Origin of the sequence: Paenarthrobacter nitroguajacolicus (assembly GCF_051027655.1) — a bacterium.
GTDB lineage: Bacteria > Actinomycetota > Actinomycetes > Actinomycetales > Micrococcaceae > Arthrobacter > Arthrobacter nitroguajacolicus.
In genome coordinates, this window is record NZ_CP073234.1 from 4,176,133 (window position 1) to 4,202,466 (window position 26,334).

The 26,334-nt window shown below is 62.7% G+C and carries 26 protein-coding genes and 1 tRNA gene; 16 read left to right on the forward strand and 11 right to left on the reverse strand.

Annotated elements, in window-relative coordinates:
- Positions 1-41: 41 nt before the first annotated feature.
- Genes mnhG through KCX59_RS19720 form a run of 6 tightly spaced genes read right to left on the reverse strand, consistent with a single transcriptional unit; the run spans position 42 to position 6,386 of the window.
- Positions 42-434, reverse strand: coding sequence for a monovalent cation/H(+) antiporter subunit G (gene mnhG / locus KCX59_RS19695; RefSeq protein ID WP_178995801.1), 393 nt, complete (start codon positions 432-434; stop codon positions 42-44).
- Complete coding sequence (locus KCX59_RS19700; protein WP_017199493.1) at positions 424-702, reverse strand: monovalent cation/H+ antiporter complex subunit F; 279 nt, start codon at positions 700-702, stop codon at positions 424-426. The genes mnhG and KCX59_RS19700 overlap by 11 nt, the downstream gene beginning before the upstream one ends.
- A complete protein-coding gene (locus tag KCX59_RS19705) occupies positions 699-1,265 on the reverse strand; it encodes a Na+/H+ antiporter subunit E (protein ID WP_179017768.1) in 567 nt (188 codons plus the stop codon). Before KCX59_RS19705 ends, KCX59_RS19700 begins: the two co-directional genes overlap by 4 nt.
- The gene (locus KCX59_RS19710) at positions 1,262-2,875 is read right to left on the reverse strand and encodes a Na+/H+ antiporter subunit D (RefSeq protein ID WP_091469834.1); all 1,614 of its coding nucleotides are present in this window, start codon (positions 2,873-2,875) and stop codon (positions 1,262-1,264) included. Before KCX59_RS19710 ends, KCX59_RS19705 begins: the two co-directional genes overlap by 4 nt.
- Positions 2,872-3,372, reverse strand: coding sequence for a Na(+)/H(+) antiporter subunit C (locus tag KCX59_RS19715; RefSeq protein WP_091469832.1), 501 nt, complete (start codon positions 3,370-3,372; stop codon positions 2,872-2,874). Before KCX59_RS19715 ends, KCX59_RS19710 begins: the two co-directional genes overlap by 4 nt.
- Positions 3,369-6,386: a Na+/H+ antiporter subunit A gene (locus KCX59_RS19720; RefSeq protein ID WP_179017769.1), complete on the reverse strand. Its 3,018-nt coding sequence runs from the start codon at positions 6,384-6,386 to the stop codon at positions 3,369-3,371. The genes KCX59_RS19715 and KCX59_RS19720 overlap by 4 nt, the downstream gene beginning before the upstream one ends.
- 203 nt (positions 6,387-6,589) lie before the next feature.
- Between KCX59_RS19720 and KCX59_RS19725 the strand changes: the two genes are divergently transcribed.
- The 3 genes from KCX59_RS19725 (at position 6,590) to KCX59_RS19735 (ending at position 9,745) form a co-directional block, all read left to right on the forward strand.
- Positions 6,590-7,993, forward strand: coding sequence for an MFS transporter (locus tag KCX59_RS19725; RefSeq protein WP_179017770.1), 1,404 nt, complete (start codon positions 6,590-6,592; stop codon positions 7,991-7,993).
- Positions 7,994-8,057: 64 nt separating this feature from the next.
- Complete coding sequence (locus KCX59_RS19730) at positions 8,058-8,540, forward strand: cation:proton antiporter regulatory subunit (protein ID WP_017199499.1); 483 nt, start codon at positions 8,058-8,060, stop codon at positions 8,538-8,540.
- Between the two features lie 5 nt (positions 8,541-8,545).
- Positions 8,546-9,745, forward strand: coding sequence for a cation:proton antiporter (locus KCX59_RS19735; RefSeq protein ID WP_091469826.1), 1,200 nt, complete (start codon positions 8,546-8,548; stop codon positions 9,743-9,745).
- 51 nt (positions 9,746-9,796) lie between these two features.
- Here KCX59_RS19735 and dcd read toward each other — a convergent pair whose 3' ends face one another.
- Entirely contained in the window at positions 9,797-10,372 is a 576-nt protein-coding gene (gene dcd, locus KCX59_RS19740) for a dCTP deaminase (RefSeq protein ID WP_011776299.1), read from the reverse strand.
- Between the two features lie 125 nt (positions 10,373-10,497).
- On the opposite strand from dcd, the gene KCX59_RS19745 reads away from it, so the two are divergent.
- Positions 10,498-12,480 carry a CAP domain-containing protein gene (locus tag KCX59_RS19745; protein ID WP_370629194.1) on the forward strand — a complete coding sequence of 661 codons (1,983 nt, stop codon included), beginning with the start codon at positions 10,498-10,500 and terminating at the stop codon, positions 12,478-12,480.
- A gap of 70 nt (positions 12,481-12,550) precedes the next feature.
- Here KCX59_RS19745 and KCX59_RS19750 read toward each other — a convergent pair whose 3' ends face one another.
- The gene (locus KCX59_RS19750; protein ID WP_091469821.1) at positions 12,551-12,994 is read right to left on the reverse strand and encodes a hypothetical protein; all 444 of its coding nucleotides are present in this window, start codon (positions 12,992-12,994) and stop codon (positions 12,551-12,553) included.
- Between the two features lie 241 nt (positions 12,995-13,235).
- On the opposite strand from KCX59_RS19750, the gene KCX59_RS19755 reads away from it, so the two are divergent.
- The 5 genes from KCX59_RS19755 to KCX59_RS19775 all read left to right on the forward strand — a co-directional run bounded on the left by KCX59_RS19755 (position 13,236) and on the right by KCX59_RS19775 (position 16,957).
- Positions 13,236-14,735, forward strand: a complete 1,500-nt coding sequence (locus tag KCX59_RS19755) for a M15 family metallopeptidase (protein ID WP_256871456.1) — start codon at positions 13,236-13,238, stop codon at positions 14,733-14,735.
- A 77-nt stretch (positions 14,736-14,812) separates the two neighbouring features.
- Positions 14,813-14,886, forward strand: a tRNA-Gly gene (locus KCX59_RS19760).
- Positions 14,887-15,061: 175 nt separating this feature from the next.
- Entirely contained in the window at positions 15,062-15,523 is a 462-nt protein-coding gene (locus KCX59_RS19765; RefSeq protein WP_091469817.1) for a nuclear transport factor 2 family protein, read from the forward strand.
- A 130-nt stretch (positions 15,524-15,653) separates the two neighbouring features.
- Positions 15,654-15,788 carry a hypothetical protein gene (locus tag KCX59_RS19770; RefSeq protein ID WP_011776304.1) on the forward strand — a complete coding sequence of 45 codons (135 nt, stop codon included), beginning with the start codon at positions 15,654-15,656 and terminating at the stop codon, positions 15,786-15,788.
- Complete coding sequence (locus KCX59_RS19775; protein WP_091469814.1) at positions 15,785-16,957, forward strand: N(5)-(carboxyethyl)ornithine synthase; 1,173 nt, start codon at positions 15,785-15,787, stop codon at positions 16,955-16,957. The genes KCX59_RS19770 and KCX59_RS19775 overlap by 4 nt, the downstream gene beginning before the upstream one ends.
- A 48-nt stretch (positions 16,958-17,005) precedes the next feature.
- Here the strand turns inward: KCX59_RS19775 and KCX59_RS19780 are convergent, their stop codons facing one another.
- Complete coding sequence (locus KCX59_RS19780; protein ID WP_178995789.1) at positions 17,006-18,391, reverse strand: MFS transporter; 1,386 nt, start codon at positions 18,389-18,391, stop codon at positions 17,006-17,008.
- A 166-nt stretch (positions 18,392-18,557) separates the two neighbouring features.
- On the opposite strand from KCX59_RS19780, the gene KCX59_RS19785 reads away from it, so the two are divergent.
- The 3 genes from KCX59_RS19785 (at position 18,558) to KCX59_RS19795 (ending at position 20,976) form a co-directional block, all read left to right on the forward strand.
- Positions 18,558-19,412 (forward strand): LysR substrate-binding domain-containing protein, encoded by an 855-nt coding sequence (locus KCX59_RS19785; protein ID WP_179017772.1) that lies wholly within the window; start codon positions 18,558-18,560, stop codon positions 19,410-19,412.
- Positions 19,413-19,433: 21 nt separating this feature from the next.
- The gene (locus KCX59_RS19790; RefSeq protein ID WP_179017773.1) at positions 19,434-19,997 is read left to right on the forward strand and encodes a GNAT family N-acetyltransferase; all 564 of its coding nucleotides are present in this window, start codon (positions 19,434-19,436) and stop codon (positions 19,995-19,997) included.
- 205 nt (positions 19,998-20,202) lie between these two features.
- On the forward strand, positions 20,203-20,976 hold the full coding sequence (locus KCX59_RS19795; RefSeq protein ID WP_179017774.1) for a sugar phosphate isomerase/epimerase family protein: 774 nt from the start codon (positions 20,203-20,205) through the stop codon (positions 20,974-20,976).
- 82 nt (positions 20,977-21,058) lie between these two features.
- On the opposite strand, the gene KCX59_RS19800 is transcribed toward KCX59_RS19795, so the two are convergent.
- Positions 21,059-22,096: a LacI family DNA-binding transcriptional regulator gene (locus tag KCX59_RS19800; protein WP_178995784.1), complete on the reverse strand. Its 1,038-nt coding sequence runs from the start codon at positions 22,094-22,096 to the stop codon at positions 21,059-21,061.
- A gap of 198 nt (positions 22,097-22,294) precedes the next feature.
- Between KCX59_RS19800 and KCX59_RS19805 the strand changes: the two genes are divergently transcribed.
- The 4 genes from KCX59_RS19805 (at position 22,295) to KCX59_RS19820 (ending at position 26,078) form a co-directional block, all read left to right on the forward strand.
- The gene (locus KCX59_RS19805) at positions 22,295-23,464 is read left to right on the forward strand and encodes a Gfo/Idh/MocA family protein (RefSeq protein ID WP_091469802.1); all 1,170 of its coding nucleotides are present in this window, start codon (positions 22,295-22,297) and stop codon (positions 23,462-23,464) included.
- Positions 23,464-24,678: a dihydrodipicolinate synthase family protein gene (locus tag KCX59_RS19810; RefSeq protein WP_179017775.1), complete on the forward strand. Its 1,215-nt coding sequence runs from the start codon at positions 23,464-23,466 to the stop codon at positions 24,676-24,678. Before KCX59_RS19805 ends, KCX59_RS19810 begins: the two co-directional genes overlap by 1 nt.
- Positions 24,675-25,517, forward strand: a complete 843-nt coding sequence (locus tag KCX59_RS19815) for a sugar phosphate isomerase/epimerase family protein (protein WP_179017776.1) — start codon at positions 24,675-24,677, stop codon at positions 25,515-25,517. The genes KCX59_RS19810 and KCX59_RS19815 overlap by 4 nt, the downstream gene beginning before the upstream one ends.
- Before the next feature lie 387 nt (positions 25,518-25,904).
- A complete protein-coding gene (locus KCX59_RS19820) occupies positions 25,905-26,078 on the forward strand; it encodes a hypothetical protein (RefSeq protein WP_178995778.1) in 174 nt (57 codons plus the stop codon).
- A gap of 26 nt (positions 26,079-26,104) precedes the next feature.
- On the opposite strand, the gene KCX59_RS19825 is transcribed toward KCX59_RS19820, so the two are convergent.
- Entirely contained in the window at positions 26,105-26,314 is a 210-nt protein-coding gene (locus KCX59_RS19825; protein WP_178996037.1) for a hypothetical protein, read from the reverse strand.
- Positions 26,315-26,334 lie beyond the last annotated feature (20 nt).

The window sequence follows — 26,334 nt, forward strand, 5'->3', positions numbered from 1 at the left end:
ACCCATGAGGGTAGTCCCGGCGTTCGTTGTTTCCGCTGCTGCTAGCGCTGGTTCCCGGGCTCTTGCCCCGCGGCCGCCCGCTGCACAACCGCTTCAAGTTCATCCTTGGTGAGCATTTCGCGATGCCCGTGCTTGGTGCGGTAGGCGGAGCGGCCCACCATGTGAGCGGAAACCGGGGCCGTCAGGAGCTGGAAAATCCACGCCACCAGAAGGACTGGCCATACCCACCAGGTCCGCATCTGGAGGCCGATCGCAGCCAGCATGAGGAACAGACCCAAAACCTGCGGCTTGGTGGCCGCGTGCATGCGGCTCATGAGGTCCGGAAATCTCAACAAGCCAATAGCAGCGCCGAGGGACATCAGTGCGCCCACCACCAGGAACAGTGCAGTGACGGCGTCGATCACAAAATCCAAGCCGGTGGCATCAGGATTCATTGCTCTGCTCCCTCCGTTCGGCTACGAACCGGGCCACGGTCACCGAGCCAATGAACCCGATCACCGCGAGGGCCACCAGCAGCATCAAGTTGTTCAGGTGCTTGTTCATTGCCATGTCGATTGCCAGGGCGGCACCCAGGATCGCCAGCAAGACATCCGATGCCAGAACCCTATCCAGCAAGGACGGACCGATAGCGATCCGGACAATTGCCCCTGCCGCGGCGAGGCTAAGGATCACAGCCGTTGCCACGAGAACGAATTCCTTCATAGCGTTGCCCCTTCCATTCCCGGGCGCTGTTCTGCATTGAGGGCTGCGACTTCTTCGCGCGTGCCCATGATGCGGATCAATCTCGCCTCAATGACTTGGGTTTCCTCGCGGATCTTGTCGATGTCCGCTTCCTCATAAATGTTGAGCGCGTGCAAGTACAGCGTGGACGTTGAGCGGTCCACTTCCACCACCAGTGAACCCGGGATCAGCGAGATCACGTGCCCGGTAGCTGTCACCATCAGGTCTGAATGGCTCCGCAACGGAACGGCGACGACGGCGCTACGCACCGTGGGTCCTTTGGCTACAGCCAGGTACAGAACCAGGAAGCTCGCTGCCACCACTTTGCCGAGGAACATCAGGGCGAAGGGAATAGCGCGCAGAATGTTGAACCTGCCACTGAGCTCCACGGGCGGGAGGTAGAACAGTTTGGCCACCAGCACGGCGATCAGGGCACCAAACAACAGGTTGCCCGGGCTGAAGTCCCGCCAGAGCGCGCCCCAGACGATGACCAACCAGACGAGGAGCGGCAACTCCGTGCGGAAGGAGATGGGTTTGCGGCTCACTTGGCATCACCCGGCTGTGTCTCAACTGACGGTGCTTCGCCCGTCCGCGGTTCGTCTGTTTGTGCCAACGGCGGCACCTCAACGGAATCGCCCAGGACCGAGTGGATGTACGCTGAGCGGTCCAGCATGATCCCGGCGGAACCGTCAGCAACTTTGAAGAGCGGCCCTGCGAATACAGTGAGCGCCACCCCGAACACCACCAGACCCGCCGTGGAGCCAACCATGGTGCGGGGCAGGACGCCCACATTGCCGGGGGTCATCAGCACAGGGTCCGGGTACTCTGCGTCCTCGGGTTTGCGCCAGAACGCCCTGTTCCAGACACGCGCGATGGCCAGCAACGTCAGGAGGCTGGTGACAACGCCACCCACCACCAGCACGATTGCCAAGGGTGTCCCCAACTCCACGCCGGCCTGCAGCAGCCCCAGCTTTCCGAGGAAGCCGGAGAACGGCGGAATGCCCGCAAGGTTCATGGCCGGAACAAAGAACAGCAACGCAAGCAATGGCGAGAGCTTCGCAAGGCCACCCAAACGGTCAATGGACGAGCTGCCGCCGCGCCGCTCTATGAGACCTGTGACCAGGAAAAGGCTGGTCTGCACGGTGATGTGGTGCGCAACGTAGAAAACCGCAGCACCCAACCCGGCCACGGAACTCATGGCGAGGCCAAACACCATGTAGCCGATGTGGCTAACAAGCGTGAAGGACAGGAGACGTTTGATGTCGCTCTGGGCCAAGGCGCCCAGAATTCCGACAATCATGGTGAGTAGCGCCACCACCATCAGCGGGACGTTGAGGGTATCCCCGGGGAACAGCAGTGTTTCCGTGCGGACCATGGCGTATACGCCCACTTTGGTCAACAACCCGGCGAACACGGCGGTGACTGGAGCGGGCGCCGTCGGATAAGAGTCTGGAAGCCAGAACGACAAAGGGAAGACTGCTGCCTTGATGCCGAACGCCACCAACAGCATCACGTGCAGAAGGTTCTGGGTGCCCTGATCCAGTTCGGCAAGTTTGATGGCCAGGTCCGCCATGGTGATGGTTCCGGTGGCACCGTAGATCATGGCGATGGCGATGAGGAACAGCACGGACGACACCACGGAAACCACAACGTAGGTGACGCCCGCCCGGATGCGCGGTCCGGTTCCGCCCAGTGTCATGAGGACGTAACTGGCCGTCAGGAGGATTTCGAAACCGACGTAGAGGTTGAAGAGGTCACCGGTCAGGAACGCATTGGACACGCCCGCCACCAGGATCAGGTAGGTGGGGTGGAAGATCGAGACCGGTGCTTCCTGGTCGCCGTCGGCCATGCCCTGGCCGGTCGCGTAGATGAGCACTGCCAGGCTGACCACAGTGGAAACCACCAGCATCAGCGAAGAGAACTGGTCCACCACGAGGACCACGCCCCACGGCGGCAGCCATCCGCCCAGCGTGACGGACGTTGTGCCGCCGTCCCACACGGAGACCAGGAGCAGGCATTCGAGGAGGAGGGTCGCGCTCAGGATGCCAATGCTCACTACCCGCTGTGCGCTGTGGTGCCGGATCAGCAGGAATGCCAGGGCAGCGCCAAGGATCGGTAGGAGGACAGCTAGCGGCGACAGGTTTGCGAGATTCACGCGCTGCCTCCTTCCTGGTTCGAAGCCGTGTTGGGGGTTTCGGTCGCGTCGGGCCTGTCCTTATTTGCAGGGCTGGCCGGGGTGATGGCGAATTCGGACGTTTCCAGCGGGACGATGGCGTCATCCTCCGCATCGAAGCTCGGAGTCTTGGCCACGCGGACGTCTTCGAGGTCGTCCTGGATTTCATCCTGGCGAGCCAGTACCCATGTGCGGTAGATGATGCCGAGCATAAAGGCGGTGACAGCGAACGAAATGACGATCGACGTCAGGATCAGGGCCTGGGGCAAAGGATCGTTGTACGTTTCCGGGTTCGTTTCCTTATCGAACAAGGGGGCAAGGCCTGCGTACCCTCCCGTGCTCAGGATCAGGATGTTGGTGGCATTTGCCAGCAGCATCAAACCCAACAGCACGCGCGTCAGGCTGCGTTCCAGGATCAAATAGATCCCGCACGCGTACAGGACGCCCATGACGATCAGCAGGGTTAGGTTGATGCTCATGCGTTGCCCTTCCCGGATGCAGCGGATTCGGCGGCTTCCTCGGCGAGGTCGGCATGCCCGGCGGCATCTTCCTCAGCCAGCGGGGCACCCTTGCCTTCAAAGTGTTCGTCGATCTCGGCACCGAGGCTCCGAAGGACATCGAGCGCCAGCCCCACCACCACGACGTAAACGCCAATGTCGAAAATGGTGGAAGTAACGAACTTGACGTCACCGAAGACCGGTAGCCAGAACTCGATAATGGCGCTCTGGAACACCTGTCCGCCCAGGAAGAGCGGCACCACACCGGAAGCGGCCGCCGTCGCCAGTCCTGTCCCCAAAAGGGTCCCCGCGCTGACGGTGGCTGCCTCGCTCAACTCGAACCGCCCACCGGCCAGGTAGCGGATTGTCAGTGCGAGCCCGGCGGTGAGGCCGCCGGCAAAGCCGCCGCCCGGCAGGTTGTGCCCGGCGAGGAGAAGATAAATGGAGAACACGATCATGGAGTGGAAGATCAGTCTGGTCACTACTTCGAAGATGATCGAGCGCCGTTCGGGGGCCAGGGTACGGCCGGCAACCAGCCACGCATCGCGGCTCACGTCGGTAAACTTCTTCGCCACGGCCAAGGTGGCGCCGTCGCGGGAGTCACGGTCGACGCCGGTGCGTCGCCCGACGCTGCCTTCGGGCACGGCCTCCGAAGTCTTGATCCGGTCGCCGCGGCTGCGGACGAAGATCAGGCTGGCTACACCGGTGGCAGCAATCGCGAGCACTGAGATCTCACCGAACGTGTCCCAGGCGCGAATATCCACCAGGGTCACGTTGACCACGTTCAGTCCCCCGCCGCCTTCATACGCCAACCGCGGGAAGTCCAGTGAGATGGGGGTGGCAACGCGCGCGCCCATGGCGTAAATCGCCACGAAAATCATGGTGATGCCAAAGGCCGCACCAATGATCACGCGGATTACCCTGAGCCGTCCCCCGGTCCTGTCCCTCAATTCAGCGGGCAGGCTGCGCATGGCCAGCACGAAAGCAACCAGCACAATGGTTTCCACCAGCATTTGGGTCAGTGCGAGGTCCGGTGCGCCTTGGAGTGCGAACATGAGGGCAATGCCGTAACCCGTGACGGACACCATGAGCACGGCGAGGAAACGCTTGTTGGCCCGGACGGCAGCCAGGGCACCCACCACGATGCCGATGCCTGCCACTACTTGCAGGGGCGAGTTCGGGTCGATGAAGTACATGCCGTCCGGCAGGGGCTTGTTCGCCACGATCAGCGCCGTCATCGGAACCGCGAATGCCACGGTGAGGATCACCGCGAGGTAGAAGTACAGCGAACCACGCTGCGTGCGGCCTGTCACCCAAACCGCGATGTCGTCCAGCGCGCCGATGGTGTTCTGGTAAGCCCTGTCGCCGTCCACCCAGTCCGGGACCAGGCTTTGGGCACGGGCAACGAGGTTGCGCCAGTAGAACATCGCGGCACCGGCCGCGAACGTCAGGGCTGTCAGGCCCAACGCGGGGGTGACGCCATGCCACAAAGCCAAGTGTCCGGCGTCGACCGCGTCCGGACCGGCAGCGAACAGCGCTGCGTAAGGCTGGATCCAGGTGTCCACGGGCGTTGGCCATAATCCATAGACGATAGTGAGCAAACTAAGGATGGCCGGTGCTGCCAGGAATGCCGGTTTGATGGGCTTGAACGGGGTAGGTTCCACGCCGGGCTTGACGGCAAAGGCTCCCCACATGAACCGGGCGCTGTAGGCGAACGTCAGGATCGATCCGATGACCAGGCCCACCAGGATCAAGATGCCCCATGCTGGAGCGCCATCACCGGTGCCGTAGTGGACGAAGGCTTCAAACACTGACTCTTTGGCTACGAAACCTGCCAAGGGTGGCACACCGGCCATGGACGCCGCTGCGATGGCGGCCACAACACCCAGCGCCCGCGACGAACGGAAAACGCCGGAAAGCTTGCGGATATCGCGGGTCCCGGACTGGTGATCGATGATGCCCACTACCAGGAACAGCGCGGCCTTGAACAAGCCATGCGCCAGCAGCAGTCCGAGTCCGGCCAGGGCAGCGTCGGGACGTCCTAATCCCACCACCATGGTGAGGAAGCCGAGCTGGCTGACCGTGCCGTAGGCAAGGATCAGTTTGATGTCGGTCTGGCGTAGGGCCCGGTAACCACCCACGAGCATGGTGGCCAAGCCCAGCCCCAGAACCACGGGAAGCCAAAACTCCGACGTAGAAAACCCGGGAGCAAGTCGAGCCACGATGTAGATGCCGGCTTTGACCATCGCGGCAGCGTGAAGATACGCGCTCACGGGGGTGGGCGCTGCCATGGCACCTGGAAGCCAGAAATGGAACGGGACAAGCGCCGATTTGGTTACGGCGCCAGCCAGGATAAGTACGACGGCGGTGGCCACCGCTCCCTGCATCGGTCCGGCCATGAGCGGCCCGGCTTGGTCCAGTATCGCCGAAATGCGATAGGTTCCTGCGGCCTGACCCAGGATGATGAGGCCGACGAGCATGGCGAGGCCGCCCGCGGTTGTGACCATGAGTGCCTGCAGTGCAGAACGCCGCGCCGCCAGACGTGTGCGGGCGTAGCCGATCAGCAGATAGGAAAGGATGGTGGTGAGCTCCCAGAAGATGAAGAGCATCAGCAGGTCATCGGAGGTCACCAAACCGAACATGGCCCCGGCAAAAGCGAGCAGTTGAGCGCCGAATCCGCCCAGGCCGGCGTCCTTGTTCTTGAAGTACCTGGCGCAATAAACCAAAACCAGGGATCCCACTCCGAGGATCAGTAAGGACATTACCCAGGCCAAGGGATCCATACGGAAGGCGAGCTCAAGCTTCAGGCTGGGGATCCATGGGATGACTTCTTCTATGCCACCACCGGAATATACAGTGCCGTACTGGAAAAGCAGCCAAATGAAGGCACCTGCGGGGACCGCTGCAAGAGCATAGAAGGCATTCCTGCCGAGTTTGCTGAAGATCAAAGGCGCCACAGTTGCCGCTACAAAGGTGATGGCGAGAACTGTGATCACTGTTATCTCCGCAAAGTCAGGAACATATTGTCAAAAGTTGGAGCAGGCGGTCATACGTTGGGTTCGGTTTAGCTAGTTTATCAAGGCGAACCGACAGTTTTTGGCATGGGAAGCTGACTGCGCGCATGGCTTAAAGCCTCGTTCTCCACATAGCGGTCTGTCATCTACCCGCCGTTCTCCGCTGTCGCTATAGCATTCAAGCTATGAACGCGGCCGCAGTTCCCGAAGCCTCCCACTCGACGTCCGAGCTTGCCTCAGGACCCGTCGCTTCCAAGAAAGGACAGATCCTTGCCTGGGCATCCTGGGACTGGGGCTCAGCTGCCTTCCAAGCGGTGATGACCACCTTCGTCTTCACCGTTTACCTCACGTCCAATGCGTTCGGCGGAGAAGATGCGGCGTCGGCCGCGCTCGGTGCTGCCCTCGCCGTTGCCGGCCTCGCCATTGCCTTGCTGGCTCCCGTCACCGGACAGCGTTCCGACGCCGGGGGACGCCGCAAGATGTGGCTCGGCGTCAACACCGCCGCAACGGCTGTCCTGACAGCGCTCTGTTTCTTCGTGTTCCCCCAACCCGAGTTCCTGCTGCTGGGGGTATGCCTGATAGCACTCGGCAACATCTTCTTTGAGTTTGCCGGCGTGAACTACAACGCCATGCTGGCCCAGATATCTACGCCCCGGAACATCGGCAGGGTCAGCGGCTTCGGCTGGGCCATGGGTTACCTGGGCGGCATCGTTGCGCTCCTCCTGGTTCTTCAGCTCTTCGTGCAGCCCTCCTTCGAGTGGTTTGGCGCTTCAACGCAGGACTCCTTGAACATCCGGCTCGTTGCCATCTTCTCGGCACTATGGTTCTTCATCTTTGCCCTTCCCGTGATGTTCGCTGTTCCTGAAGTTTCCGTGAAGAAAAGCACCGCGTCGCTGGGCTTCATTGCGTCCTACAAGTTGTTGTTCCGCCGCATTGGGGCCATCTATCGGACCAGCCCCCACACCATCTACTTCCTGCTTTCCAGCGCTATTTTCCGTGACGGCTTGGCGGCAGTATTTACTTTCGGCGGCGTCATCGCCGCGGGGACGTTCGGCTTCGAGCTCAAGGACGTTATCTTCTTCGCCATCTTCGGCAACGTCGTGGCGGCCGTCGGTGCAATCATTGGAGGCTTCCTTGACGACAGGATCGGACCGAAGGCAGTCATTATCCTCTCGCTGATTGGACTCCTCGTCGCAGGCACGGCCATTCTGGTCCTGGGTAACGGCGACTACGTTTTCTTTGGCAATGACTGGCCCGGTGCCACTACGTTCTGGGTCTTCGGCCTGCTGCTCTGCTTGTTCGTGGGACCGGCACAATCGTCCTCACGCGCATATCTTGCAAGGCTTGCCCCCCACGGAGAGTCCGGGGAGCTTTTCGGGCTCTACGCGACCACTGGGCGGGCCGTCAGCTTCCTCGCACCGACGCTCTTCACGCTGTGTATCGCCATCGCCTCGCCGCTTGTAGCAGAAGGTGAAGCCCAGCGCTGGGGCATCCTGGGAATCATGGTGGTCCTTCTGGCCGGCCTGTTGGTGATCCTGCCAGTGAAGCCACCGGCCAAGGTGGAAATAGCCGTGGTCCCTGAGCGTTAACTACATAGGACTGGCTGAGCATTATCGCCGTACCAGACCCATACAACAGAGTTAGGGTGTAGCTATGAACGTGGATGAGACTGAACTCCCGGGCCTCGGGATCCGCAAGGATTTCGTCACGGCGTCGGGCCGTCGCATCGGTGTGGTGGAACTTCGCGAGGGTGAGACCGAGCTGTTCGTGTCCACCTGGGACGACCCCGACACGTGCCAAGCCTCCATCCCGTTGACAGCAGACGAAGCATCGACACTGGGGAACCTCTTGGGCGGCCAGCACATTGCCATGCGCTTGGCAGAAGAACATCGCGAGATACCGGGCATCGTCACCCGCCAGTTCTCCATCACCCCGGATTCACCCTTCGTCAACCAGCCCATGGGCAAGGCGCAGATCCGCACCCGGAGTGGTGTTTCCATCGTGGCGATCATGCGCGAAGGTGAGGTTGTCCCCTCGCCGGCACCCGACGTCGTACTTCACACCGGTGATTTGCTCGTAGCGGTCGGCACGCAGGAAGGTCTTGACTCGGCAGCCGACATCCTCCGCAACGGCTGACCGGAATGGATCCGCTCGCACTAGCCCTCGTTGAACTGGGGGCCGTCGTCTTCTGCCTCGGTCTCCTTGCTCGATTGGCGGGCCGAATAGGCATGTCCCCCATCCCGCTCTATTTGGTGGGTGGCTTGGCCTTCGGAGCCGGCGGGTTCGTCAAGTTGGACGGAATGCACGAGTTCGCCCATCTTTCCGGTGAAATCGGCGTTATCCTCCTGCTGCTTATGCTCGGATTGGAATATACGGCGTCGGAGCTCGTCACTGGCCTTCGGCGATCGTGGCAGGCCGGCGTCCTGGATTTTGTCCTCAACTTCCTTCCCGGCGCGGGACTCGCCGTGCTTCTGGGTTGGGGACTTGTGGGCGCCATCGTCATGGGTGGCGTCACCTATATCTCATCATCCGGAATCGCCGCCAAGGTGATCACGGACCTCGGCCGGATCGGTAACCGCGAAACTCCAGTGGTGCTGTCAATTCTCGTTTTTGAAGACCTGGCCATGGCTATCTACCTTCCGATCCTCACGGCCATCCTGGCCGGAGTAGGGTTCCTGGGTGGACTTCAGACTGTGGGAATTGCCCTTGCAGTAGTCACCGTGGTGCTGGTCATCGCCCTCAAGCACGGGCACCGGGTCTCGCAAGCAGTTCACAGCGAAAACTCCGAGGTCTTCCTACTGAACGTGCTCGGTCTCGCCCTCCTGGTGGCCGGCATCGCTTCGGCGCTGCAGGTGTCCGCCGCAGTGGGTGCCTTCATGCTGGGCATCGCAATCTCCGGTGCCACTGCCCACAACGCCACCAGAATCCTCGAACCGTTGCGGGATCTCTTCGCAGCGATCTTCTTCGTGGCGTTCGGGCTGAACACCGATCCGACGTCCATTCCGCCCGTCCTTGGTTGGGCCCTGGTGCTGGCCGTCATCACCGCAGCTACCAAGATGCTCACAGGATTCTGGGCTGCCAAGAGGGCCGGCATCGCCGTCCCGGGCCGTTTCCGCGCTGGCGCTGCCCTGATTGCGCGCGGTGAATTCTCCATTGTCATCGCTGGTCTGGCTGTTGCGTCCGGGGCAGTTCCGGACGAACTTGCGGCACTCGCCACCGCGTATGTGCTCATCATGGCCATCCTTGGCCCGCTGGCTGCCCGCTTCGTGGAACCGGTGGTCAAGGCCATTCGGAAGTCGCCGGGAGCTCCCCCGCGGACACAGGAGCGCGCACCAGCGTAGCGAGTCTCAAAAGTGCCGAGAGCTACCCCTCGGCACAGGCACCAAACGAGGCTAGATGGACGTCCGGTGGAAGTTCTGGTGGCTGCGGCTCGCGGTGGGTCCTCGCTGGCCCTGGTAACGGTTGCCGTATTCGCCGGAACCGTAGGGGTGCTCGGCCGAGGACGTCAGTCGGAAGAAGCACAGCTGTCCGATTTTCATGCCGGGCCACAGCTTGATGGGCAGAGTTGCCACGTTGGAGAGCTCCAAGGTCACGTGACCTGAGAAACCGGGGTCAATGAATCCGGCCGTGGAGTGCGTCAGCAGCCCGAGGCGTCCGAGGGATGACTTCCCTTCGAGACGGGCAGCGATATCGTCGGCCAGGCTGACGGTTTCGTAGGTTGAGCCGAGTACGAATTCCCCGGGGTGCAGGATGAATGGCTCGTCGCCTTCCACTTCAACCAGCCGGGTCAGTTCGGGCTGTTCCTCGGCAGGGTCGATGTGGGCATATTTATGGTTGTCGAAGAGCCGGAAAAACCGGTCAATCCGCACGTCAACGGAAGATGGCTGAACCATCGCGGGGTCGTACGGTTCAAGAACAATCCGTTGGGAGTCTATTTCGGCACGAATATCGCGGTCAGAGATCAGCACAGCATCAAAAATACCCCATGCATCAAATACCCCATGCATTGTCCGCGCCGCCCCATGGGACTATAGTTCCCGGACATGTAGAACCGCGCCCGTACTTGGGGGCAACGAGCATTCGCGGGGTAATTGTGAGAAAACTGGCTGCGCCTGCCGCTATCGTGCTGGCTGGCGTATTGGCTCTGGGGGTGGCCGCCTCCAGCCAGATTCTCCCGTCAACGCAGACGGTCCCCGGGCCCACCGTCACACCTTCGGCCGTTGTCCCTTCAGGGATGACGGCACCAAAGGAAACCACGACGGCGGACCCCGCACCTTCAGCGCCCCTCCCGGCGGCCGGCAACGCCTCGGACCCCACCACAGTGCCCGCGCCGGACCTCGGAACGCCGGAGTCGACACCAAGCGCCGGCGCGGAAACCGACACGGACGGCGGGCCCGTCGCTATAGATCCGGTGTTTGAGACGCCACCCCCCGTGCCCAACATCGGGCCCTCCTGGGGGCCTGAAAACCCCTCGGATCCCGGTGCCACCGAGCCACCCGTAGCGGAGCCGTCTCCACAAGAGACTCTCGGTACTGTTCCCGCCGCACCAACGCCATCCGCCCAGGCCGCCGGGCCTGGACCGTCTGCGTCTACAACCGAAACGCCCGCACCAACAGAACCAACTTCCCCCAGCGAAACATCGCCATCAATTGAAACGCCTGCACCGACAGGAAGTCCGTCCCCCACTCCAACGCTCGAAACCGCCTCACCAGCCCCGACGGCGACGCCCGAAGCGACACCAACCCCTACACTCACCCCCTTCCCGGGCAAGAGCCCGAGCAGCACCGTGGATCCGGAGAACGGCGCGCTGGCGCTCCTCCCGGACAGCAACACAGCTGCGATCCTGACTGTGTTCAACGCGATCAACAGTTACCGTGCATCGCTCGGCCTGGCTCCTGTGAAGTACCACGCCACGGTGGCCAGCCTGGCTCAGGACTGGTCCAACAACATCGCGACGCGTGAGGTGATCCAGCACCGCGCCAACTTCTGGACTGATCCCCGGGCTCTCAACCCCAACAACGGGGCGGGTGAAGTCATCGCTGTCCGCTGGGACCGTGACGCAGCGCAGCTTGTGGAGTGGTGGAAGGGTTCTCCCGGTCACGACGCCCTTCTGCGTGATCCCCGGTTTAACGTCATGGGCATCGGCATCACCTACACGGACGGCAACTGGCAGACCACCCCCAACCGCTACACGCTCTGGGGCGTAGTGAATTTCTTTGGCTACACATCTTTGCCGGCAGGGACCACCACGAGCCCGGGCGGTACAGTCCCGCCACCAACCGACCCTGTGGGTGTCTGCGAACCGGGCAGCAAACACCAACCGCCAACCCTTAACTTGAGCGCGGCATCCATCAGCAGCGCAGCCGACCTCGTGTCAATCGCCGGCGACGGCTCGGTGGTTGCCTACCCATCATGGGGTGGCGGCAGGTACGGCGGCGGCAAGAGAATCGGCGTCGGCTTCACAGGGCTCAAAGACCTCTTCATCACGGACTGGGACCGCGACGGCGTTTTTGATCTGATCTCCCAAAGACTCGACGGCGCCCTGCTGGTGTACCCCGGCCTTCAGACAGGTGGGTTCAAGGATCCCATTGCCCTTGGCCAGGGCTGGGGGACCCTGAACATCACCGTGGGCACTTGGTGCGCCAACAACCGGCTTCCCCAGATCGTTGCCATGGATTCGGGCGGCAACCTGTACCTCTATAAGAACGCCGGCCTTGCCTACATCCGTGCCCAAGCGGCAATCGGCACGGGATTCCCAGCGATCAGGCTAAGCATGGTGGACTACAATGCCGACGGCTTCCAGGACCTCCTCACCACTGAGGCCAATGGAACCCTCAGGCTGTACCGCGGCAGCGGGCTGGGCACACCCAAGCAGGAATCCCGTCCGGTTGTGGGCGCTGAATGGACCGACTATACGGGCTTGAGGGCGCTTCGCGGGGTAACGGGTCCCGATTCGACGGGTGTTGCCGGACTGGACCGCAACGGAGTCGTTGAATATTGGGATCTCAACACAGGACGGCTTACCACGCCGGTGACCATCGGCATCGGCTGGGGCGGGCTGAAGTTCGCCCAATAGAAAGGCATGCCACCCCAACCTGCGTGTCGGCGTCGTGCGCCAATCCGGCGTCGCGCGTCAACAGCCGCGGCTAAGCGTCCGAGTGGGACTCGATGGCAACCTTGAGTTGTTCCAACTGCGCCACTTCGCCCTCCAGCGCCTTCTGGAATATGCCATTCATAAGCTTCCGCAGGCCCTTGGGGTGGTACTCAAGGGCGAACCGGAGGCGGGTGGTGTTGCCTTCGGTGCTGAGGTAGAAACCTCCGGTAGGCCGCGCGGGTCCGGCCACCACGGCGTAACGGACTTCGGCTCCCGGGCGGGCTTCGGTGATCCTGAAGTCGGCGGCTACGGGGCGCCCGCCGGGGCCGGAAACCGTCTGTTGGTAGAGGGCACCTTTTTGGCCGCGAATGCCGGAGCGAAGCGCGATACTGCGCACACCCGAACGCCATAGGGAGTTGTTCATCCCGTCCATGAGGAATCCGTAAACGGTCATGGCGTCCTTGCTGATCACCACTTCATTGGCAGCGAATGCCATGGATACCTCTTTCGGCGTACGGTCGAGTGTCGTAGCCCGGTTCCCCATACGCTGCAGCTAACACCTTCAGAATAGTCAGCGGCGGCCGCCAGCAACACATGACTGCCGAGCCTTGACCGAATGGTTATCTCCCGATTTTCCCGGGGTACTGCTGACAGGAGTGCGTGGGCCGGGTAGAGTGCCTGCGGCTGACTACAAGCAAATTGGGGGCGTAATGCGAGGTCAAAACCACTCGGGTTCCATGAGGAACGCACGACGACGGCTGGCGGCTTGCGCTGCTTTGTTCAGTCTGGCGGTGGCTGGCGGCGTGGTAACTGCGGCTCCTGCCACGGCTGCGCCGACCACCACGGCTGTTACGGCACAGAGCAACGCACGCGCCGCCGTCGTCGTTCAAAGTGCAGTACCGACCACTGCGAATCCACTGCCGAGCGTCGATCCTGTGGGCGACCCCGCGAACTACTCTGTCCTGGTCAACAAGTCCCGGCCTTTGAACCCTGTGAGCTACGCGCCCGGCGACCTGGTCAACGCCCGCGGCTCCGGCCAGTACCTGCGTGCCGAGGCTGCAGCCTGGCTCAATGGGTTGTTCCAAGGTGCGGCTGATGCCGGCACGGGCGGGTTGGCCGTGGTGAGCGGTTACCGTTCCTACGCGCAGCAGCAGCAGGTCTACTCCTATTACGTCAGCATCTACGGCCAAGCACAGGCGGACCTGATCTCCGCACGTCCGGGGCACAGCGAGCACCAGACGGGGCTCGCCGTCGACGTCGGGAACGCCAACGGTTCCTGCGGCCTCAGCACCTGTTTCGGGGACACTCCAGCCGGGATCTGGGTGGCAGCGAATGCCCACAAGTACGGCTTCATTGTCCGCTACCCCAACGGCTACACGAACGTCACTGGCTACAGCTATGAGCCGTGGCACCTGCGCTACGTCGGAGTGGATCTCGCCACCGACATGAAACGCCGTGGCTTCCCCACCATGGAGCAGTATTTCGCCGGCAACCCCACTGCGTATGCCAGCATCACCTCCGGCGCGGACCTGGTTGCTGCGGACTCGTCCGGGCGGCTGCTTCGCTACCCTGCACACGGCGGTGGTGGCTATGGCATCCCCACGGTGATCGGTTCCAACTGGCAGGGCTTGAAGCAGGCCTTCGTGGTGGACTGGGACGCTGATGGCGTCTACGACATTTTGGCGCAATGGGACAACGGCACCTTGGGCTTGTTCAAGGGTTGGCCCGGCGGTGCGTTCTCCACGCAGATCGTGGTGGGAACAGGTGACTGGGACCAGATGACGATTACCGTGGGCAAATGGTCCGCGGCGCAGGGGTATCCAGGCATCGTGGGCTACTTCCCCGATGGCGGGCTCCGATACTACCCCAACACCTCGGGTAGGGCGTTGACCTACCGGGTGGACATTGGAAGTGGCTGGGCGGGCATGGGCCTGACCATGGCCGATTGGAATGCCGACGGCGCCAACGACATCCTGGCGACCACAACGTCCGGGCACTTGCTGAGTTATCCCGGCAACGGCGGGGGTGGCTTCGCAGGCCTGCCCACCACAGTGGGTTCCGGGTGGGGAACCATGAAAGCACTGGTTCCGAGCTTCGGTTTATCCGGTCCGGGCACGCGCAGCATCACTGCCCAAACCGTGGATGGCTACCTCGTCGATTACCGTCTGGGGACCGGGGCCTGGGGCGGTCAGCGCCAGGTGGGCAACGGCTGGAATGGCATGAAGCTGTTCAAGTAGGCGTCCGGTGCGCCGGTCATGGGGAGTCCTGCAACTGCGCTAAGCTAGGACTCGCTCGGGGAGTTTTTCCGGGCAATGCGGGCGTAGCTCAATGGTAGAGCGCTAGCTTCCCAAGCTCGATACGCGGGTTCGATTCCCGTCGCCCGCTCCAGGAAAGCCCCGGATCCAGTGATCCGGGGTTTCTCTTTGCCCGAGGACTGAACCCTGTCCAAGAACAAAAAAGCGCTCGACGACGGTACTCACCAAAGAGGGCCGCTTACCCGTCGACCGGGAGGCCTCGTAAGCCTAAACTCTTACGTACATCCACCTATCCGGGAGGTCCTCCAATGACTCTCACCGACGATGGTGAGGCGGGTCCACTCGCCGTCATCAACCGCCTGCTGGAAGCCACGAACAAGCATGATCTTGAAGCCCTGGCTGAGTGTTTCGCGCCAGGCTACGTCAACGAGACACCGGCCCACCCCACCCGGGGATTCACGGGACGGGACACTATCCGCAGCAATTGGGAGCAACTGTTCACCGGCGTACCGGACATCGCAGCCCGCATGTTGGCGCACAGCGTGAGCGGGACCAGCGTGTGGACCGAGCTGCACCTGAAAGGCGCCCGCCGTGATGGCACCCAGCATGAGATGACCGGCGTCATCATTTTCGGCGTGGATGAGGGCATCATCAGCAGTGCCCGCTTCTACCTGGAGCCAGTGGAGAAAGTTGTGACCGTGGACGACACCGCGGATCGCGTCACTCACCGTGTAACGCATGGCCGCCCGGCCGTTCAGCCGGCGCAATAGTCCGACGCCGGCCGACCCAGTCAGCCAGAGGCCTGCGGTCCAGCACGCGTGACTCCGGCCACAAAGCCATGCGGGGAGGTGTATCGTCAGGAGTCAGGAGCCATTTCGGCTCCGCTCTAAGGGAGCCATCATGGGCGACAAATCACCGCGCCAAACTGCGTCAAAGAAATCCAGCAAATCCATCAAGGAAAAACGCGCGGATAAGCGGGCTTCCGAGTCCTCCGCCACCGAGGCCGCCAAGCCCTCTACCGGCAACAAGAAGTGACCGCACCAACCGGCCCGCTGAGCATTGGTGTCCTTGCTACTTCGCTGAAACCCAACGAGCGACGCCTGCCGATCCACCCGCAGCACTTGGAACGCATTGCTCCGGAAGTGCGCCGGCAACTTCGCTTTGAGTACGGCTACGGCGAGCGGTTCGGTGTCCCGGACAGCAAGCTGGAATCGTTGGTGGGCGGGCTCGGTACACGCCAGGAGTTGATTGCGAACAACGACGTCATCCTCCTCCCCAAGCCGCAGGCCCAGGATCTGGCCGAACTCCGTGACGGTCAAACGTTGTGGGGCTGGCCGCACTGTGTACAGGACCGGGCTATCACCCAGCTTGCCATCGACAAGAAGCTCACGCTCATCGCCTTTGAGGCCATGAACCACTGGGCGGGCGACGGCGGCTTTGGCCTGCACGTCTTCCACAAGAACAACGAGCTCGCCGGCTACTGCTCTGTGCTGCATGCACTGGCATTGACTGGTTCCACCGGCGATTACGGCCGCCGCCTCAGCGCTGTGGTCATCGGTTTCGGGGCCACGGCGCGTGGTGCCGTCACTGCGCTGAACGCCCACGGCGTCCACGACGTCCAGGTGCTCACCAACCGGGGCGTCGCCGCCGTCGGGTCTCCGATCCATTCAGTGCGGATCGTGCAATTCGACCATGACAGCAAGGCGCCGTTCCTCAGCGAAGTCATCACGGACAAGGGGCGCAAGCCCTTGGCACCGTTCCTGGCCGCGGCGGACATCGTGGTCAATTGCACCCTGCAGGACCCGAACGCTCCGCTGACCTACCTCCGCACGGAGGATCTGGCGGAATTCCAGCCGGACAGCCTGATCGTTGACGTGTCCTGCGACGAAGGCATGGGCTTCAGCTGGGCGCGGACCACCACTTTCGACGAGCCCATGTTCCGCGTGGGCGGGCACGTTAATTACTACGCCGTGGACCACAGTCCGTCATACCTTTGGAACTCGGCCAGCTGGGAGATCAGCGAAGCCCTGCTTCCCTTCCTGGACACTGTTGTGGCCGGGCCGGAAAGCTGGGATGCCAACGAGACCGTCTCCCGTGCCATTGAGATACGTGAAGGTGTTATCCGCAATCCGGACGTCCTGGAGTTCCAGGGACGCTCGGCGGAATACCCACATCTGCCAGTGGCACAGCTTCAGCCAAGATAGCCCGCACAGAATGAAGCGCCCCCGGCTGTCGGGGGCGCTTCATCCTGGTTAAGCCGTCTGAGGCTCCTGCACGATCCGCAGCACCCGACGCCGATCGCGCAGGTCCACTTTGATGTGCAGGGATGACTTCCGGGCCAGTACGACGGCGACTACCGCAGCCGCGATGGCCGGCACGCCACCGGAGATCATGACGGCAAGGTGGGGACCGAGGTGCTCGGCGAGCCAACCCATCATGGGGCCGCCGATTGCCTGCCCACCGATCAGCACCACGAGGTACAGGCTCATGACGCGTCCGCGGATGCTCATGTTGGAGCTGGTCTGCACCATTTGGTTGGCCGCTGTGAGGAACATGAGGCACCAGAATCCGGCGAGGACCATGGTGACGCTGAACCACACCATGGACGGCATCAGCGAGGACGCACAGAGCATCAGCCCGTACAACCCCGCCGACGTCACCACCGAGCGCAACCGCAACTGGCGACGCCGTGTGGACGCTACGGCTCCCATCAGCGCACCGAGCGCAACCATGGCGTTCAGCAGGCCGTAGCCTCCGGCGCCGGCGTCGTACACGTTGTCCGCGAAAGCGGCCAGCAGCACCGGCAGGCTCATGGCGAAAACTGCCACGAACCCGGCCATCAACCACGGCCAGTAGATTGTGGGCTTGCTGAGCGCGTAGTTGAGTCCTTCGCGGAGCATTCCCTTCTTGCGAGGGGTCGGCTGGCTGAGGTGCAACTGGTCCTTGCGGAGGATCAACAGCATCGCAACAGTTGAGCAGCAGGCCACGGCGTTCGCCGCGAAGGCCCATCCGGCACCCACTGCGGTGAGCAGCACACCGGCCAGGGCGGGACCGATCAGTCCGCCGAGCTGGAATGTGGTGGAGTTAACGCTGATGGCGTTCCGGAGGTATTTGGGGCCGACGAGCTCATTGACGAAAACCTGCCGGGCCGGCTGGTCCAGAACCGTCACGAAGCCCAAAAGCAGGGCGATGACGTACACATGCCACACTTCGACTCGCTGGCTCAGGGAGAGCACCGCCAACGCGGCCGCGAGCACGGCGGCCGCGGATTGGCAGATGATGAGGATCTTTCGCTTGGCAAAGCGGTCGGCAATCATGCCGCCCCAAGGGCCAAGGAAAAGCGAGGGCATGAACTGCAATGCCACAGTAATTCCGACGGCGGTGACGGAACCGGAAAGCTGCAGCACCATCCAGTCTTGGGCGATGCGCTGCATCCAGATCGCGATCACGGCGATGAAATGACCGATCGCGAAGATCCTGAAATTGGGGACCTTCAGGGAGATGAAGGTATGCCGCCAGGGCAGCTTTTCACTCACGACGGCGAGTGGCTGGGTGACGGTGTCCGCGGGCTGAGGTGCGGATAGGGAATCGATGACGGGCTGGCTGACGTTTGCCGCTGAAGGCGGTGGGGGTGCCAAAGGTAGTCCTCGGATGGAGAGTTTCGGTGGGATGCGTTTAACGCTAGGGTGGCGAGCAGCAATTATGGAAGCGTATTGCGCCTATAACTAGCATTGCGGAACGCAATGACCATGCTGCAAGGGCGCAGTACTCCGGCCCGGCGTTGACCTGCGCTTTAGGAGTTCCGTGTTCGAACCTGTCCAGCTCCGTTCCTTTTTGGCCGTCGCAGAAACGCTGAGTTTCACCAAAGCCGCGGATCGCCTTGGGCTCGCTCAGCCCACCGTCAGCCAGCATGTCCGCAAGCTTGAGGCCGCTGCCAAACGGGTGCTGGTTGCCCGCGATACCCGCGAGGTCCGGCTCACCGACAACGGCGACGCCATGGCCGGTTTTGCCCGCAGCATCCTTGCCGCCCACGACTCCGCCGCCCGCTACTTTTCCGGTTCGGCCATGAGAGGGCGCCTCCGGTTCGGCACCGCAGACGACCTCGCCATCACCGGCCTCCCCCGGATCCTCCGCGAGTTCCGGCAGTTGTACCCCCAGATCAACTTAGAGCTCACCGTCAGCCAAAGTGACCAGCTGTACAAGCGACTCAATGCCGGCCAACTGGACCTGGTGTTCGTGAAATGGGTGGCCGGTGCAAAGGAAGGCACGGTGGTCCGGCACGACAATTTCGCATGGGTCGGCGTCGAGCAGACCGTGCTGGAACCTGGGGCGCCCGTCCCACTGATCGCCTACCCAGCGCCAAGCCTGAGCCGCAAACTGGCCATTGATGCACTGGAAGCCGAAGGCCGGACCTGGCGGATCACCTGCAGCACCAAGCAGATCAGCGGAGTGCTCGCGGCCGTTCGTGCCGGCATCGGAGTTGCCGTGATGCCGGCGTCGCTGGTGCCCGAGGACCTAAAGGTCATCACGCAACGTTTCGGGCTGCCGCCGGTAGGCGACGTCGACTTCACCCTGATCCGGAATCCCCTGGCAAACGCCGAGGTCATCGATGCCCTCACGCAGGCCATCATGGGCAGGACGCTGAGTAAGTCGAACTAGTTGGCGTAGTAGGCTCACCGAATGATTCACAAGCTCACTACGCCGTCGGCAAGCTTCCATACCTCCTGGCTGGAAAGTTATGACGAGTGGGGAACCTTGGACCAAGACGGTTCTGCGGCCTTCGTGGCAGCGAGATACGACTTGGATCTTCGCGACAGCATCGACTTCGCGAAATGGGTTGAAGTACTGCATGAATTGCCCAAGCAGAGCTTCCGGCCTCCCGAGGGATTGGCCAACCAAAGCACCATATGGGTGGTGCGGGATGCTGCCTACCTGGGCTCCGTCAGCCTGAGGCACGCACTCGCGAACGAATACCTGACCGAAGTGGGCGGACACATCGGCTACGGAATAAGGCCAAGCGCAAGAGGCCAGGGCCTCGCCAAGTTTGCCTTGAAGGGTGCCATGGAAGAAGGGCGCACGCTCGGAATGGAGCGCGTCCTGGTGACCTGCAAGCAGCCTAATGTGGCGTCCGCCCGCACCATCGAGTCGTGCGGAGGCGTCCTTGAGAGCGTCCGTCCTCCAGCGAGCTTCGCCCCGGCGCTGGGTGTCACCGAATCGATCCGACGCTACTGGATCGATCTGTAGCGCGGGGAAGTGCGCGGTCACTGTCATGGCTGACTTGGCGCGTTCGCTGCACTTTCCGCGCTTTGCACCAGTAACCTCTGGTGCGCACGGAGGGAACGGGTGCGGCTTTGGTGCTCAAGGGGTGCGCGCGGCGGAAGTCGGCACGAATGTGTTCAACAGGCGATACGCCCTTACTGGGTAAGCGCATTCCCGATATCCTGTGTCCATGATCGACCTCACTACGCTGGCTGATCTCACGCCAGGCATCTGTTCCGTCACTCTCCGTTCGCAGGGGATAGACGATGTGGTCCGAATTTCTTCGGACGCAGGCTTGGCCGGGATCGAGTGGGGTACCGATGTGCACGTCAGCGATTCCGAGTCAGCGGCGCACGCCAAGGAAGCCACGGTGGCGGCCGGACTCAGCGTCCTCTCGCTCGGCTCGTACTACCGCTGCGGCGCGTTCGGGGACTTTGGCCGCGCGCTGGACCTTGCCACAGGGCTTGGCGCTCCCCGGATCCGCGTGTGGGCCGGGGAACTTGGCTCTGCCGAGGCCAACGAGGACTACTGGGATGCGGTGGTCCAAGACACCCGGCGTATCGCCGATCTTGCGGCCGCCCGCGGCATCGCCATCGTCTTCGAATACCACGGCAACACCCTTACCGACTCTCCCGCCACCACCCTCGACTTACTGAACCGGGTGAATCACCCCAACGTCGGCACCTACTGGCAGCCCGCCGTCGGACTTTCGGACAAGCAGGCGCTTGAGTCCCTCCACGAAGTCTTGCCGCACCTGGCGGGCGTGCATTGTTTCTCCTGGGGACCCGAAGCCGAGCGCTTTCCACTGCGGAACCGGAAGCTGCTGTGGCAGACAGTCACCGATGTCCTGCGCGGCAACGGCAAGGATATGGACATCATGCTGGAATTCGTTGAGGACGACCTGCCGGAAAACGTCCTCAACGACGCCGCTTTCCTGCACACGATCACACTGGGCGAGGACTAGCGCCGGCTACTCAGTCCAGCCCATCCGCTGAAATTGGGCCGTTGTGCCTTAACGTCCACGACGGTTATGCCTTCTGACCTGGTCAGACTTGCGATTCCACCGGAGTTTCCGTGCTGCGGCGGAGTTTCACCGCGCCGCTGACCGGCGCGGTGTCAGGGTCGCCGGCTGCCAGGCGGCCTATGTCCTCCAACGGCAGGTGCACCGTGGACAAGGCAGGGCGGAAGTCGCGGAGGGTTTCGATGTCGTCAAAACCCGCAATGGTGGCATCCCGGGGAATCCATACGCCTTCGGTCCGGAGCGCAGCGGTAACACCAATGGCCATGACGTCGTTCACGGCGAAGATGCAGAGCCGTTTTTCGGAGGCCTTGATCCGCTCGGCGAGTGCGGGACCGGCGTCGTATCCTCCAGCGCGGTTGAAGCCGGTACGGATGATCTCTGCTGCGGGTCTTCCAGCGTCTGCGAGACCCCGCTGGAAGCCGCGGACCCGGTCGTCGGAGGTGTACAGCCCTTCGGGACCCGCAACGATGAGGAATTCACCACCATGCGTAGCGGCCAATTCCACAGCAAGGCCGGCTGCGAGCTCCTCGTTGGGGACTTCAACCACGTGGTAGCCCTCTGTAGTGGAGGCGCCAACCACCGGGTGGCCAACAACCCCCACATGTCCGCCATTGCGGCAGTAGCGGTCCAGTTCCGCGGCGAGTTCGATGTTGCCTTGCTTGTCCTCGGCGCGCACGGACCGCGAGCCGGCGATCACGATGGAGTCGGCACGTCGGGCGGCGAACGCGGCTACCGCTTCTTTTTCGTCCTGCGCGGCGCCGGATGTGCTGGCCAGCAACACCATGCGGTTTTGCTGGCGGGCTGCTTCCTGGACACCGCGGGCGATGGCGGAGAAGTAGGGGTCGGCAATGTCGTGAACAATGAGGCCGATCAATCCCGAGCTCGACTTCGCCAGGGCCTGCGCCTGCGCGTTGGGAACATAGCCGAGCTTGTCGGCGGCTTCGCGGACGCGCTCCGCGATGTCCTCAGCCGGCTTACGGGACGAGCCGTTCAGGACCCGGGATGCGGTGGCGAGGGAGACCCCGGCCAATCGGGCAACTTCACTCAGTGTGCTGGCGGCCACGGGGCCCTCCTTTTCTGCAAGCGTCGGGACTGGCGCTAAGAAAATTATGGCAGTCTTCCACCATTTTTTGGGAAAGCGCTTGCCAATGCGGCGCGTCATGGTGCATGATCAATTGCAGCGGGAATGCGCTTTCCCACATCAAGAACCGCAAGCACCGGCAACCGCAGAGCGACCGGCACACAAGGCACTGGAGAAAACATGGGCTACGAAACAAAGACGATCCGCATCGCCATGAACGGCATCACCGGCCGTATGGGCTACCGCCAGCACTTGCTGCGTTCCATCCTGCCCATCCGCGACGCCGGCGGCTTCACCCTGGAAGACGGCACCAAGGTTCAGGTCGAGCCGATCCTCGTTGGCCGAAATGAAGCCAAGATCCGCGAACTAGCCGAACTCCACAAGGTTTCCGAATGGACCACGGATCTCGACGCCGTCATCGCCGATCCCACCGTGGACATCGTCTTTGACGCCTCCATGACCAGCCTTCGCGCCGCCACCCTGAAGAAGGCCATGCGCGCCGGCAAGCACATCTTCACCGAGAAGCCCACGGCAGAGACCCTTGAAGAAGCCATCGAGCTGGCACAGATCGGCAAGGAAGCCGGCGTCACTGCAGGCGTTGTGCACGACAAGCTGTACCTCCCCGGCCTGGTCAAGCTCCGCCGCCTGGTGGACGAAGGCTTCTTCGGCCGCATCCTCTCCATCCGTGGCGAATTCGGCTATTGGGTCTTCGAAGGTGACGTCCAGGCTGCGCAGCGCCCGTCCTGGAACTACCGCAAGGAAGACGGCGGCGGAATGACCACGGACATGTTCTGCCACTGGAACTACGTCCTTGAAGGGATCATCGGCAAGGTCAAGAGCGTCAACGCCAAGACTGCCACGCACATCCCCGCACGTTGGGACGAGGCCGGAAAGGAATACAAGGCCACCGCTGACGACGCCTCCTACGGCATCTTCGAACTCGAAACCCCGGGGGGCGACGACGTCATCGGCCAGATCAACTCCTCCTGGGCCGTCCGCGTTTACCGCGACGAACTGGTTGAGTTCCAGATCGACGGCACGCACGGTTCCGCCGTCGCCGGTTTGAACAAGTGCGTTGCGCAGCAGCGCGCCCACACCCCCAAGCCCGTCTGGAACCCGGACCTGCCCGTCACCGAATCTTTCCGCAGCCAGTGGCAGGAAGTCCCGGCCAACGCTGAACTGGACAACGGCTTCAAGCTGCAGTGGGAAGAATTCCTGCGCGACGTCGTGGCCGGCCGCGAGCACCGCTTCGGGCTGCTTTCCGCAGCACGCGGCGTCCAGCTGGCCGAGCTCGGCCTGCAGTCCTCCGCTGAGCGCCGCACCATCGACATCCCGGAGATCACGCTCTAATGACGTCACTGATTCTTCCCACCAACGACGGCGGCACCCGCGAGTACCGCCTTCAGGCAGCCACATCGTGGGCCAAGCCGACCGCTCCTTTGACGGCCCGCCGCGCCTATGCAGCAGCCCACGTCATCCCCGAGGTCGCCGCTGACAACACCCCCGGCGCACCGGCGCAGCTCGACTGGGACGCCACCCTCGCTTACCGGCACGAGTTGTGGTCCTACGGCTTGGGTGTCGCCGACGCCATGGACACCGCGCAGCGCGGCATGGGCTTGGACTGGGCAGCCACCCAGCAGCTCATCAAGCGCACCGGCGCAGAAGCCGCATCCGTTGTTGCGGCAGGCGACGCCGCCACTTCCGGCAAGTCCGTCCGCGATCTCGTCTCATGCGGCGCGGGCACCGATCAGCTGGACATCGCCATGCTTCCCGAGGGTGCGGCTGGTATCCAGGCCGTCATCGACGCCTACCGTGAGCAGATCGCCGTCGTCAGTGAGGCCGGCCCCAAGGTCATCCTCATGGCGTCCCGTGCCTTGGCCAAGGTTGCAAGCGGCGCCGACGACTACCTGCACGTCTACTCGACACTCCTGCAGGAAGTGGATCAGCCCGTCATCCTGCACTGGCTCGGCACCATGTTCGACCCCGCACTGGCCGGATACTGGGGTTCCGACGACGTCTCCGTTGCCACCGAAACGTTCCTCAGCCTGATCCGCGAGCACGCGGACAAGGTTGATGGCGTGAAGGTTTCGCTGCTGGACGCCTCGCACGAGGTGGCTCTCCGCGCCGCACTTCCGGAAGAAGTCCGCCTCTACACGGGCGACGACTTCAACTACCCGGAGCTGATCGACGGCGACGAGACCCACCACTCGGACGCCCTGCTGGGCATCTTCGCCGCCATCTACCCTGCCGCTTCGGTGGCCTTGCAGAAGTACGACGCCGGTCAAGGCAGCGAAGGGCGCGCGATCCTGGACTCCACCCGTGAGCTCGGAAAGCACATCTTCAGCGCACCCACTTTCTACTACAAGACCGGTATCGCCTTCATGTCCTGGCTCAATGGCAAGCAGCCCGGTTTCCAGATGGTGGGCGGCCTGCACTCCGGCCGTTCGGTGCTGCACTTGGCCAAGACCTTCGAACTGGCCGACCAAGCCGGCCTGCTGAAGGATCCGTCACTGGCCGCGTTCCGGATGTCTGACTTCCTGCGGATCAACGGGGTGGGCGCATGAGCGCGGACTTCTCCCGCCTGTCGCTGAACAGCGCCACCACCAAGAAGTGGACGCTTGCTGAGGCTGTGGATGGTTGCGCCCGCGCCGGCATCCCCGCGATCGGACCGTGGCGTGACCGGGTGGCCGAGGCCGGACTGGATAAGGCAGCCAAGCTCATCAAGGACGCAGGCCTGCGGGTCTCCTCGCTGTGCCGCGGCGGCTTTCTCACTGCGGCCGACGCTGAAGGGCAGGCCGCAGCCCTCGCCGACAACTTCGAGGCCGTCCGCGAAGCAGTAGCGCTGGACACCCAGGAGCTGTTCCTGGTGGTTGGTGGGCTCGCTCCTGGTGAGAAGGACGTCGTCGCTGCACGCGAGCGCGTCGCCGACCGTCTGGAGGAACTAGTCCCGTTCGCTTCCGAGAACGGTGTACGGCTGGTGCTGGAACCCCTTCACCCGATGTACGCCGCAGACCGCGCGCTCATCTCCACCCTTGGCCAGGCCCTCGATCTCGCCGCGCCGTACGACGCGAAGGCGGTGGGCGTCGCCGTCGACACCTTCCACGTCTGGTGGGATCCGGAGCTGAAGGCTCAGATTGAACGTGCCGGCCGCGAAAACCGCATCGCCTCCTACCAGGTGTGCGACTTCAACCTGCCGATCGCTGCGGACGCGCTGTTGTCCCGCGGCATGATGGGCGACGGCGTCATCGACTTCGCGACCATCGGCACCTGGGTCAGGGACGCCGGATACACGGGAGACATCGAAGTTGAAATCTTCAACCAGGAAATCTGGGACGCCGATGGCGACACCGTTCTGGAAACCATGAAACAGCGCTACGCGGAGCTCGTCCTCCCGTACGCGTAACCACGTGATCCTCCCGCGGATGCCCTAAGCTCCGCGGGAGGATCACTCCAAAAACCAGCGGGTTCCTGCCAAGGTCACGGCGGGGGCCCGCTTTTGCGCCACCCATCCTCCTCCGGGCCACAGCTATCACGGCGAAGGTGCGGCCACCACCCACTTTGATTCTGACACTGCCCGGACACGCCGCAATGCGGGTGTGTCGCGGCAGTTCCGGGTCCAAAGAAGGTGGTGACGGCGTACCCCTATTTGTGTCCGCTATGAGTCGTGGAGTGCGCAGGTGAGATAAGTGGTACACAGTCGAAACATTGTGTCGACGAGAGGAAACAATGGCCACCTACGCTGGTTTTACCTGGACAAAGAAGTCCACGAAACCACTGAAAGGACACCACCATGATGCTCTTGAAGACCTTGAATTTTTTCCTCGACGCCAGCGGCAGCCACAGCGGCCCGTCCGGCGAATCCAGCCCCGAGAACTCCCCCGCCGTTGCCACGAAGCGCCTGACCTCAAGCGCTTGGGAGGGCTGGTGGGATGACGCAGATCAAGGCTTTCCCGCCGAAGCCTGAGCCTTCAACCAGCCACCAGCCCGGATTCAGGAAGCTCGCGCAGCGAGCTGCACTTTGGCCTTCGGCAGGCCGATAAAGGTGACCGACCCGCCGTCGAGCCCTTCCAATTCCAAGCTGATGTTCCGCGAGCCGTCCTGGGGTTCGACGGAGTTGACTAGGAAAACCTCACCACTGATCTGGACGCTGTCGCCGTTCTTAATGGCCTTGAGCTTCTTGCTCCTTGCACCGGGCGCCATGGCCAGATCCTCCACTGCCG